At 72.9% G+C, this 10,765-nt stretch carries 10 protein-coding genes and 1 pseudogene; 8 read left to right on the top strand and 3 right to left on the bottom strand.

The window, feature by feature from the left end; translation table 11 throughout:
- The first annotated feature begins 4 nt into the window (after positions 1-4).
- The 4 genes and pseudogenes from ACFYMU_RS27140 (at position 5) to ACFYMU_RS27155 (ending at position 3,689) form a co-directional block, all read left to right on the top strand.
- The gene (locus ACFYMU_RS27140; protein ID WP_388378296.1) at positions 5-664 is read left to right on the top strand and encodes a hypothetical protein; all 660 of its coding nucleotides are present in this window, start codon (positions 5-7) and stop codon (positions 662-664) included.
- Positions 665-722: 58 nt separating this feature from the next.
- The gene (locus tag ACFYMU_RS27145; protein WP_388378299.1) at positions 723-1,418 is read left to right on the top strand and encodes a demethylmenaquinone methyltransferase; all 696 of its coding nucleotides are present in this window, start codon (positions 723-725) and stop codon (positions 1,416-1,418) included.
- A gap of 144 nt (positions 1,419-1,562) precedes the next feature.
- A pseudogene (locus ACFYMU_RS27150) lies at positions 1,563-1,631 on the top strand (zinc-ribbon domain-containing protein); the annotation flags it as partial.
- A gap of 528 nt (positions 1,632-2,159) precedes the next feature.
- Positions 2,160-3,689 (top strand): DUF6350 family protein, encoded by a 1,530-nt coding sequence (locus ACFYMU_RS27155; RefSeq protein ID WP_388378416.1) that lies wholly within the window; start codon positions 2,160-2,162, stop codon positions 3,687-3,689.
- Positions 3,690-4,021: 332 nt separating this feature from the next.
- Here ACFYMU_RS27155 and ACFYMU_RS27160 read toward each other — a convergent pair whose 3' ends face one another.
- Positions 4,022-4,333, bottom strand: coding sequence for a PASTA domain-containing protein (locus ACFYMU_RS27160; protein ID WP_388378302.1), 312 nt, complete (start codon positions 4,331-4,333; stop codon positions 4,022-4,024).
- Between the two features lie 120 nt (positions 4,334-4,453).
- A complete protein-coding gene (locus tag ACFYMU_RS27165) occupies positions 4,454-4,960 on the bottom strand; it encodes a GNAT family N-acetyltransferase (RefSeq protein WP_388378305.1) in 507 nt (168 codons plus the stop codon).
- A 185-nt stretch (positions 4,961-5,145) separates the two neighbouring features.
- Between ACFYMU_RS27165 and ACFYMU_RS27170 the strand changes: the two genes are divergently transcribed.
- From ACFYMU_RS27170 to ACFYMU_RS27180, 3 genes are all read left to right on the top strand, one after another.
- Positions 5,146-6,435: a geranylgeranyl reductase family protein gene (locus ACFYMU_RS27170; RefSeq protein ID WP_388378308.1), complete on the top strand. Its 1,290-nt coding sequence runs from the start codon at positions 5,146-5,148 to the stop codon at positions 6,433-6,435.
- A gap of 302 nt (positions 6,436-6,737) precedes the next feature.
- On the top strand, positions 6,738-7,658 hold the full coding sequence (locus tag ACFYMU_RS27175) for an FAD-dependent oxidoreductase (RefSeq protein WP_388378311.1): 921 nt from the start codon (positions 6,738-6,740) through the stop codon (positions 7,656-7,658).
- A complete protein-coding gene (locus ACFYMU_RS27180; protein WP_388378313.1) occupies positions 7,609-8,598 on the top strand; it encodes an FAD-dependent oxidoreductase in 990 nt (329 codons plus the stop codon). The genes ACFYMU_RS27175 and ACFYMU_RS27180 overlap by 50 nt, the downstream gene beginning before the upstream one ends.
- A 132-nt stretch (positions 8,599-8,730) precedes the next feature.
- Here ACFYMU_RS27180 and ACFYMU_RS27185 read toward each other — a convergent pair whose 3' ends face one another.
- Positions 8,731-9,546, bottom strand: a complete 816-nt coding sequence (locus tag ACFYMU_RS27185; protein ID WP_388378316.1) for a C40 family peptidase — start codon at positions 9,544-9,546, stop codon at positions 8,731-8,733.
- 851 nt (positions 9,547-10,397) lie between these two features.
- Here ACFYMU_RS27185 and ACFYMU_RS27190 point away from each other — a divergent pair.
- Complete coding sequence (locus ACFYMU_RS27190) at positions 10,398-10,757, top strand: NADH-quinone oxidoreductase subunit A (protein WP_266705409.1); 360 nt, start codon at positions 10,398-10,400, stop codon at positions 10,755-10,757.
- Positions 10,758-10,765: the final 8 nt, after the last annotated feature.

Consider the following 10,765-nt stretch of genomic DNA (forward strand, 5'->3'; position numbering starts at 1 on the left):
GCCCGTGCTGACGATCCACGCCGCCGACCTGCTGCTCACCGGCGACCGCCGGCCCGCCGTGCCGGGCGGCGCGGTGCTGGTCGACGGCCGGGGGTGCGCGGCCCTCGGCCCGTACGACGAACTGGTGGCGGCCCACCCGACGGCCCGCGTCCGGCGCTGGCCGGGCCTGCTCACCCCGGGCCTGCTGAACCCGTACGGGCCCGAACTGCTGGAGCGGGCCTACCATCCCGATCCGCGCGAGGCCGACGAACTCGGCACCGAGCCGCTCATGGGCAGCGCCCTCGAGGCGATCGGGGCGCGCGGCATGAGCGACGCCCGCTGGGGCGCGAGCGCCCGGCGCGGCGTGCAGCGGATGCTGGCGCACGGGACCGTCGCCGTGGCGGGCGACCTGTGGCGGCCCGCGGTGGTGGACGTCGTCCACCGGGCGGGACTGACCGTGGAGGAGCGCTTCGGGACTCCCGCGGGGCCCCCGGCCCTCGACCCGCTGGCCGGACGGAGCCTGGCGGAGGCGATGCCCCGGCCGCTGCCGCCCGACGGCTCGGTCGGGTGGGACGCGACGTTCGCCGTGTTCGACGTCCCGGACGAGGCGGCGCTCGCGGAGCGCGGGGCCGGGACGTGCGTGGCCACGGTCGTCGCGGGCCGGCTGGTGCACCGCCGCCGCTGAGGCGATGTGCCGGGTGCGGCGCGCGGGTGCCGTACCCGGTACTGCCACAATGGGCGGCGTGACCCGCGCATCCCTGGACAAGCAGCCGCACGAAGTCGCCTCGATGTTCGACGACGTGGCGGAACGGTACGACCTGACGAACGACCTGCTGTCGCTCGGCCAGGACCGGGTGTGGCGCAAGGAGGTCGCGAAGGCGGTCGACGCGCGCCCCGCGCAGAAGGTCCTGGACCTGGCGGCCGGCACGGCGACCTCCTCGCTGCCCTTCACCCGCACCGGGGCGTACGTGGTCCCCTGCGACTTCTCTCTCGGCATGCTCCAGGTCGGCAAGAGGCGGCACCCCTGGTTGCCGTTCACCGCGGGGGACGGGACGCGGCTGCCGTTCAGGGACGACGTCTTCGACGCGGTGACGATCTCCTTCGGGCTGCGCAACGTGCAGGACACGGACGCGGCGCTGCGCGAGCTGTACCGGGTGACGAAGCCCGGCGGCCGGGTGGTGATCTGCGAGTTCTCGCACCCGACCTGGGCGCCCTTCCGGACGGTCTACACCGAGTACCTGATGCGCGCGCTGCCGCCGGTGGCCCGCGCGGTGTCGTCCAACCCCGACGCGTACGTCTACCTCGCCGAGTCCATCCGCGCCTGGCCCGACCAGCCGGCCCTCGCCGACCGGCTGCTCAAGGCGGGCTGGTCCCAGGTGGCGTGGCGGAACCTCACGGGCGGGATCGTGGCCCTGCACCGCGGCTTCAAGAGCGTCTGACGGTCCCCGCGGCGGCTTCGCGCCGGTCCTGCCGTCGACGCGCCCCTGCCTCAGGGGGATCGACGGGAACCAGTGCATGGAGGACGTTCGTCCGTTGATGACGTCTGATCACGGCACGAGTTCTTACGTCGACGGAGCGTTCCCATGGCGTCGTACTGCCCGCACTGCGGGACCCAGGTTCCCGACGAGGCCCGCTACTGCATGGGATGCGGGCGGGAGCGCGTACCGCTGACCGCGGCGGGGGACGAGCCCCAGGGTGCCCCGGAGGGTCCGGGCGCCCCGCCCGGACCCTCCGGCCCGCCACCACAACCGCCGACCGCTCCGCCCGGTTCGTCGACCGCCCCACCGGCCCCGGCGACGGCTCCGCAGACCTCTGCGGGCGCCCCGTCGGCACCGCAGACCTCTGCGACCGCCCCGACGGCTCCAGCGACCGCTCCGTCGGGTTCGTCGACCGTCCCGCCGGCCTCGGCGGGCGCTCCGTCGGCTCCGGCGGGCTCTCCGGCCGCCCCGGCGGCCGCCTCGCCGGCCCCGGAGAGCGTGCCGCCGCGCCCGGCAGCCCTGCCGTCGCCTCCCGCCGCCGTGCCGCCCGCCGTCGTGCCTCCCGCCGTCGTGCCTCCCGCCTCTCCGCCGCCCCCCTTCCACGCGCCCGTCCCGGCCTCCCCGCTCGGGGCCTTCTTCGGGCGGGCCTTCCGTGGGGACTGGGGCGGGGCCGCCCGGGCCGCCGCGTGGCCCGTCGGGCTGATGGCCGGCGCCGCCGTGGCGCTGGCGATCCCGTCGTACGGGCAGGACGACGCCGTGGTGGTCGGCTTCGGGGACCGGCTGCGGATCGCGCTCGCCGCGCTGCTGCAGGCACTCGGCGGCGGGTTCGAGGTGACGGACCCGACCGGTTCGATGCTCGGTGACGACACGTCCGGTGGGTTCTTCTCCGGCGTCCAGGGCGGTGGCTCGCTGTCGCTGATCCCCCTGACCGTGACCGCGCTGTGGATCGCCGCGCTCTGCCTCGGCCTGCGCGCCCTGCGCCGCGGCCTCCCCGCCCGCGGCCCGCGCGAGGGAACCGCCGGACTGGAGGCGGCCGTACGGGTCGCGCTGCTCGTGGCCGCCGCCACCCTCGTGCTCGCCCTGTGCGCGCGCCCGACCCTCGCGACCGGGGTGCGGGTCTCCACCTCGCCCTGGCTCGCGGCCCTCGGCGCCCTGCTGCTCGGGTTCGCCGTCGCGGGCGGAGTGCTGCATCGCGACGACCTCGCCGAGCGGCTGACGGCGCGGCCGGGCGGCGCGGGCTCGGCCCTGCGGGCGGCCGGGACCGCGCTGCGGGCCTTCACGATCGTGCTGGCCCTGTGCTCCGCCGTCGCGTTCGTCGTCTGCCTCACCCGGATCGACGACCGGACGGGCGGCTCGGACGTGTCCCCGGTGCTCTCCGCGCTGCTCCTGCTGCCCAACCTCGCGGTCCTGGCGCTCGGCCTGTCCTGGGGCGCCTCCATCGACGCGCGGGCGAGCGGGAGTTCGGCGTACGGCGGGTCGTACCGGCACGAGAGCTTCGGCCTGTCCGAACTCGGGGACACGGCGGGCTCATGGGCGGTGGTCGGGGCGCTGGCCCTCGGTCTGGTGTGCGCGCTCACGCTGGGCGTGATCGCCGCGCGCCGCTCGGCGGACCGGCGCGAACAGATGCTGGCTGCCGGCGTCTTCGTGGCCCTGTTCCTGCTGCTCGCCTGGATCGGCGGCTTCGGCTGGCGACTGTCGGCGAACGCGTCCCCGGACTACGGCTCCGGCTCCGGTTACGGCTCCGGTTTCGGCTCCGACTACGGCCTCGGCCTCGGCCTCGGCTACGGACCCTCGGGTGGATTCGGAGGCTCGGCCGAGGCGGGCCTGAGCCTGCCGGAGGGGCTGCTCTTCGGCCTGTTGTGGGTCTTCGGGGCCGCGTTCGTGGCGCCGTACCTGGTGCAGATGTTCGGCGGCCGTACGTCGGTCTTCCCCCCGCCGATCCCGCCGATGCCGAGCGCTCCGGCGGGCGCGTGGGGCACTTCCGTGGCTCCGGCCGGCCCCGGGCCCGCCACGCCCCCGGCCCCCGTCCGGCCCCCGGCGGCTCCCGGCGGGCCGCCCGCGCCGTCCGCACACCACCCCGTTCCCCCGGCCGCCTTCGCGCCGGGCGCTCCCGTGGGCCTCCCGGAGCAGCGCCGCAGCCGCGTGCTCGTCTGGGTCGTCACCGTCGTCGCCGCGGGCGCCGTCGGCGGTGGCGCGGCGGCGGGGCTGCTGTTCTGGCAGCGGCACCACTAGTTCCAGGGCTGGTGCTGTGGCCGGGAAGGTTTGCCGGAAGCTCGCGGCGTCCGGTGCCGGGGGCACCTCCCGCGCCCTTCGGGCTGCGGGGGAGCATCGCAAGGCGGAGTGTCGCCCGCGTACTGGATGTACGCGGGTGATGCGACAACGCGGCGGTGGGGGCCCCTCCCGCGCGAGCGCAGCCGAGCGTGGGGGAGCCGTGCCGGGCGTCGCGAGCCGGTGAACCTTCCCGGTCACAGCACTAGGGTCGGCCTCTCCGCCGCCGGGCGCACGGGGACCGCGCACGGCGGGGGCGACGGGCGTGTCGCCACGGGCCGCGGCGCGACGGGAACTCACCTGAGCAGTTCGAACGCGTTCCCCGGTTCGTCGAGTTCGCGGCGCAGTCCGCCCGGTGGCGGAATGGGCAGGCGTGGCTCGCGCACCCCGGCGCCCCCGCCGCCCTCGCCCTCGCCGAGGTCGAACCACACGGTCACCACGGCGCCCCGCGGCACCTGCGCGCCGGGCAGGGGATATTGGCGTACGACGTAGTCGACGACGGTGAGATGGAAGTCCGGCCGGTCGGGTGCGGCGAGCAGCACACCCTGCTTCTCCGCGGCCTCGCGCGCGTCCATGGCCATCAGACCGATCAGCCGCGGAACGCGCACTTCGGGTGTTTTTGGCGTTATGGGCACAGATGTCACCCCCAGCGGTACTGGAAGGGTAACCGGCCGAGGGTGTTGCCCGGAAGCGTTGCGTGGCTATCTGTAGCAGTCCATCACCCAGCGTCACAGTTCCAGCCGGTAGCAGTGCGCGGGTTCGCCCTGTACGGGGTCGGTGAGGACCTCGGCCAGCTCCATCCCGAGGCGCCGGGCCACGGCTGTCGACCGCTCGTTGGCGGGCCGGACCATGGCGACGACCCGGGGCACGCCCGCCGCCCGCACCCGCTCCAGCGTGGCGAGGGCGGCCGCGGTGACGTACCCCTTGCCCCAGTGCGCCCGCGCGAGCCGCCAGCCGATCTCGATCTCGCCCTTCGGACCCCAGTCGCCCGGCCACGGCTGCGCGCCCGTGAACCCGATGACCTCGCCCGACTCGTCCAACATGGTCCACAGGCAGAACCCGTACTCGGCGTCGTGCCTGCGCTGGCGGGCGGTGAGCTCCTCGTAGACGGACAGCTCGGCGGCCCGGCCGCCGTGGAACCTCATGACCTCGGGGTCGGCGAAGATCCCGTGCCAGGCGAAGGCGTCCTCGTCGGTGGGAACGCGCAGCCGTACGTCGGGGAGAGCTCTGGTCACGGGGCAGCCCTTCAGCCGGGGGATCGGTACCGCTGAATAGACTGCCCATGTCCAGTGCCCGTCAGCACGTCGTTTTCGCCGATTGTCTCCGTTGCTGACGCCGCTGACGCCGTTGTCGCCGGTGTCGTCGCTGCCGTCGCCGCCGGTCCCGCCTTGTCGTCGTCGAGTCTTGGGGAGAACCCGCCGTGACCGAGCCCCAGCCCCTTACCGAACACACCGCCGACGTGATCGTCGTCGGGGCCGGGCCAGCCGGTTCCACCACCGCGTACTACCTGGCGAAGGCCGGACTCGACGTCCTGCTGCTGGAGAAGACCGCCTTCCCGCGCGAGAAGGTGTGCGGCGACGGCCTCACGCCCCGCGCCACCAAGCAGCTCGTCGCGATGGGCATCGACATCTCCGAGGAGGCCGGCTGGCTGCGGAACAAGGGACTGCGGATCATCGGCGGCGGGGTGCGGCTCCAGCTCGACTGGCCGGATCTCGCCTCGTACCCGGACTACGGACTGGTCCGCAGGCGCGACGACTTCGACGAGCAGCTGGCCCGGCAGGCGCAGAAGGCGGGCGCGCGGCTGTACGAGCGCTGCAACGTGGGCGCGCCGATCGTCGACGACCGCACCGGCCGCATCACCGGCGTGCACGCGAAGCTCGGCGACGACAAGCGCGAGGTCACCTTCCACGCGCCGCTGGTGGTGGCCGCGGACGGCAACTCCTCGCGGCTGTCCCTGGCGATGGGTCTGCACCGCCGCGAGGACCGCCCGATGGGCGTCGCGGTCCGCACCTACTTCACCTCCCCGCGCCACGACGACGACTACCTGGAGTCCTGGCTGGAGCTGTGGGACCGGCGCGGCGGCCAGGAGCGGCTGCTGCCCGGCTACGGCTGGATCTTCGGCATGGGCGACGGCACGTCGAACGTCGGCCTGGGCGTCCTCAACACCTCCGCCTCCTTCAAGGAGCTGGACTGGCGCGAGGTCCTCAAGGCGTGGTGCGCCTCGATGCCGGAGGACTGGGGCTACACCCCCGAGAACATGACCGGTCCGATCCGCGGTGCCGCCCTCCCCATGGCCTTCAACCGGCAGCCGCACTACACGAAGGGCCTGCTGCTCGTCGGCGATGCGGGCGGCCTGGTCAACCCGTTCAACGGCGAGGGCATCGCGTACGCCATGGAGTCGGGCCAGATCGCCGCGGACGTCATCGTGCAGGCCGTGGCCCGCGCGACCCCCGCCCAGCGCGAACTGGCCCTGCACAACTACCCGAAGATCCTCAAGGACACCTACGGCGGCTACTACACGCTGGGCCGCGCCTTCGTGAAGCTGATCGGCAACCCGAAGGTGATGAGGATCGCCACGCAGCGGGGCCTGACGCACCCGCTGCTGATGAAGTTCACCCTGAAGCTCCTGGCCAACCTGACGGACCCGACGGGCGGGGACGCGATGGACCGGGTGATCAACGGCCTGTCGAAGGTGGCCCCGAAGGCGTGACCCACGCCGGGGGCGGCCTCGGCCGGCCCCGGTTCCGTGGCCCCCGGTTCCGTGGCCCCCGGTTCCGTGGCCCCCGGTTCCGTGGCCCCCGGGTTCGCCGCGCCCCTCGGTCCCCCCCGGCGCGCTCCGGGCTCACCGGCCGCGTGCGCCGGCAGCTCCGCCCCGTCCTGGCCGCGGACGACGGCGTGGTCGGGCCGCGCCTGTTCCCGCTGGTGTGAGACCCGCACCGTCGGTGAGGATGCTGTGGGTGACCGAGCGGCGACCTTCCGTCGTGCGGCGCGTCTCTCTGCCCTCCCGTAGCCATGACAACAGAACACCAGGGAACGACCCGCAGACGCTTCCTCGCCGGCGCCTCAGGCACCGCCGCCGCCGTCTCGTTACGGCCGGGCGCCGCCGCGTCCGCGTCCTCCGCCCCGGCCGCCTCCGCCTCCGCCTCCGAGGCGACCCGGGTGGCGGTCCTCGGCGGCGGTGTCTCCGGACTCAGCGCCGCCCAAGAACTGGCCGAGCGCGGCTATGCCGTCACCGTCTACGAGTACTACGACGTCCTCGGCGGCAAGGCCCGCTCGATGGACGTCCCCGGAACCGGCTCGGGCGGGCGCAGGCCGCTGCCCGGGGAACACGGCTTCCGCTTCTTCCCCGGCTTCTACCGGAACCTGCCGGACACCATGCGCCGCATCCCCTTCCCCGGCAACGCGGGCGGCGTCCACGACAACCTCCGCAGCGCCACCGAGGCGCTCTTCGCCCGCGCGGGCGGCCGACCCGACCTCCACTTCCCGCTGCGCCGGCTCACCACTCCGCCCGCGCCCGGCGACATCACCCCGTCCTGGATCCGCGACCAGGTCCTGTCCGTCCTCGACCTCGGCACCCGGCTGCCCGCGTACGAGGCCGCGTACTTCGCCGACCGTCTCCTCGTCCACCTCACCAGCTGCGACGCCCGCCGCGAGGACCAGTGGGAGAAGACCTCCTGGTGGGACTTCATCCGCGCCGGGCAGATGAGCGAGGAGTACCGCACGCTCCTCGGCATCGGCCAGACCCGCAACCTGGTTGCCACCCGCGCCGAGGTCGCCTCCACCCTCCCCCAAGCCCTCAACTTCGTTCGAGCTCGGGGGGACCCCCATCGTCGGCCGCGTCATCGTCGAGGCGCTGCTGCTGTGGGGAGTGCTGGGGCGCGGCATGGACGGCGACGCCGACATCGACCGGGTGCTCAACGCCCCCACCAGTGAGGCCTGGATCGACCCCTGGGCCGCGCATCTGCGCTCTCTGGGCGTCGAGTTCGTGTTCGACGCGCAGGTGCGTGAGGTGCTGTACGAGGGCGGGCGCGTCACCGGCGTGCAGGTGTCCGCGCGCGACGGGAGCCGCGAACGCACCGTCTCCGCCGACCACTACGTCTCCGCCCTGCCGGTCGAGCACGCCCGGCGCACCTGGGGGGCGGCCCTGCGCGCCGCCGACCCGCAGCTCGCCCGGTGCGACGCGCTGCGGACGGACTGGATGACCGGCGTGCAGTTCTATCTGCGCACGCCCACCCCCGTGGTGCACGGGCACATCAACTGCCTGGACTCCCCGTGGTCGGTGACGGGGATCGGGCAGGCGCAGTTCCGGGACGTGCGGAACTTCCCGGAGGACTACGGCGACGGGAGCGCGCGCGACTGCCTCTCCGCGATCGTGTCGGAGTGGGACAAACCGGGGATCCTGTACGGCAAGAAGGCCCGCGAATGCACGCGCGAGGAGATCGTCGAGGAGTGCTGGGCGCAACTGAAGGACGCCCTCGACGACTACGGCGGGGCGACGCTCACCGACGCCGACCGGCTCGGCTGGTTCATGGACCCGGCGGTGACCGGGCTCGGGGGACCCGATCCGCAGAACCGCGAGCCGCTGCTCATCCACCCCACGGGCACGCTCTACCACCGCCCGTCGGCGAGGACCGCGGTGCCCAACTTCTTCCTCGCGGGGGACTACGTCCGCACGGACGTGGACCTGGCGACCATGGAGGGAGCCAACGAGTCGGCCCGACGGGCCGTCAACGCGCTCCTGGACGCGGACGGTTCGGGCGCCGAGCGGTGCCGCATCTGGGAGCTGTACCGGCCGCCGGAGATGGAGCCCCTGAAGCGCGTCGACGAGGTGCGCTACCGGCTGGGGCTGCCCAACACCTTCGACGTGGGCTGAGCCGTCCAGGACGCCTGTCCGGACAGGGCCCCGCCGGCCCGGACGGGACGAACCGAAGGGCCGCCGCCCCCGAGCGGCTGCGGCCCTTCACCCTGTCCGGCTTGTACGGTGCGCGGGAGATACGGCTGCGGCTCAGAGAACCCGCACGGCTCCCGTCGCCGGGTACCCGGAGAGGTCCTGGATGACGACGCCCTTGGAGGGGTTGGCCGCGTCCAGGTACTGACCGTTGCCGATGTACACACCGACGTGGTACGCGGAGCCCTTGGCGCCCCAGTAGAGGATGTCCCCGACCTGGAGGTTGGAGAGCGAGACATCGGTGCCGACCGTCGACTGGTCCTGCGAGACGCGCGGCAGGTCGACGCCGACCTGCCTGAAGGCGGCCTGGACGAGGCCGGAGCAGTCCCAGGCGTTCGGCCCGGTGCCGCCCATGACGTAGGCGTCGCCGACCTGTGCCTTGAGGAAGGAGATCACGGTTCCGACGCTGCCGCTCGGCGCGGAGGCGGTCGTCGTCGTGGAGAGGACGGTCCGCGCGGAGCTGCGCGTGGCGCTCTCGGCGGCCGCCTTGCGGGCCTCCTCGGCCTTCTTCTTGGCCTCCGCCTTCTTCTGCGCCAACGCGAGGTCCGCCTTGGCCTGCTTCGCGGCCTTTGCCGCGGCCGCGTCACGCTCGGCCTGCAGCTGGTAGTCGGCCGCAGCCTGCTGGGTGGCCTCCGCGGACTGCGCGACCTGCGTGGCCATGTCGGCCGTGAGGGTGGGCAGTTCGAGGGTCTGCGTCACCGGCTCGGCGGCGTTCGCCGATGCGGCCGCGCCGACCGCGGCCATGCTGAGGACGCCACCGGCAACTCCGGCCCGCATCGCGAGATTCGACGCGCTGCGGTTCCGGGGCTTCCGGTGGCTGCGTATGTGAGCGGTGTGGGACATGGGTACAAGCGGTATCAGGGGCTCCTCCATACCTTCAAGGAACGTGTGCTGCGCCACAGTTGTTCAATGGGCGCCGTGAATCCCGGGTGTGTCGTTCTTTATTGACGCCGTAACGGGCATTGCGGACACGAGTGATCAAGCCTGTGATCACGGTCTTTCGTCGTTACGTCCGGATTGCCCTGCGCCTACCACCGGTGGGGACGTGTGGCCAAGCCCGGTTTATGGGCTCTCTCGCGGATGTGGCGCAGGTCACGGAACGGTCACCGCGGCGGGGGCGTCTCGCGCGGGGCGCGCTCCTCCGTCCCGGGTGAGGCGCCTGATGTGCGACGGGGGCCGGGATCGCGGACGGTGTGCGGTCGATGACGTGCTGTGGTCGCCGGTCGATCGAGGGGAGGCGGGGCGCTTGTGAACGCGTGCACCTCGGCTCGCGAACGCGTGCACCTCCCTCGTGAACGCGTGCACACGTCCACCTCCGGCCCGCCCCTCCCCGCCCGTGGGGGTGCGCCCCTCTATCAAGGGATCCGGCTCGGTGCGAATTTGCCTCGGGCGGTCGCCCTTTGATAGTGCGAGACGGCTCTGACCAGCGACAACGAGCGAAAATGTCATCTCTTGGTGATCGCTTGGCCGCTTCGCATACGAAGATCACCGCTCATCCGACTTCATGATCGTTCGACGGGTGGTAGAGATCACAAAGTACAAGGACACCCCCGTGTCGCAGATCACACACCCCCGGGCATAGGATGCACCGCAGTTGGGCTTGTGACCTCCTTCACATGTGCACGATCTTCGCTGGGGCAAGTGGGGTTCGCGGTACAGGCGGGGCCGGCGTGAGCCCAGCGCAACCGCCAGCAGTCAGTGCCGACTGAGAGGAGCGAGGAGCGGTGAACGCGTATGCGCCCATCCTCGTACTGGGAGCCCTCGGGGCAGGCTTTGCGATCTTCTCCGTGGTCATGGCCACGCTGATCGGTCCGAAGCGGTACAACCGGGCCAAGCTCGAGGCTTACGAGTGTGGTATCGAGCCGACCCCGACACCGGCCGGTGGCGGGCGTTTTCCCATCAAGTACTACCTGACGGCGATGCTCTTCATCGTCTTCGACATCGAGATCGTCTTCCTGTACCCCTGGGCCGTCACCTTCGACGCCCTGGGGATGTTCGGGCTCGTGGAGATGCTGCTCTTCGTGCTCACCGTCTTCGTCGCGTACGCGTACGTATGGCGGCGCGGCGGCCTGGAATGGGACTGAGGGGCTTG

It is taken from the genome of Streptomyces sp. NPDC007264 (genome assembly GCF_042869095.1).
Taxonomy (GTDB): Bacteria; Actinomycetota; Actinomycetes; order Streptomycetales; family Streptomycetaceae; genus Streptomyces.

What these genes read in the sequence shown, in the direction of transcription:
- ACFYMU_RS27155 (WP_388378416.1), top strand. Translation starts at nt 2,160, where the DNA reads ATGGCCGGCGCCGCCGTGGCGCTGGCGATCCCGTCGTACGGGCAGGAC.
- ACFYMU_RS27175 (WP_388378311.1), top strand. Translation starts at nt 6,738, where the DNA reads ATGACAACAGAACACCAGGGAACGACCCGCAGACGCTTCCTCGCCGGC.
- ACFYMU_RS27180 (WP_388378313.1), top strand. Translation starts at nt 7,609, where the DNA reads ATGGACGGCGACGCCGACATCGACCGGGTGCTCAACGCCCCCACCAGT.
- ACFYMU_RS27185 (WP_388378316.1), bottom strand. Translation starts at nt 9,546, where the DNA reads ATGGAGGAGCCCCTGATACCGCTTGTACCCATGTCCCACACCGCTCAC.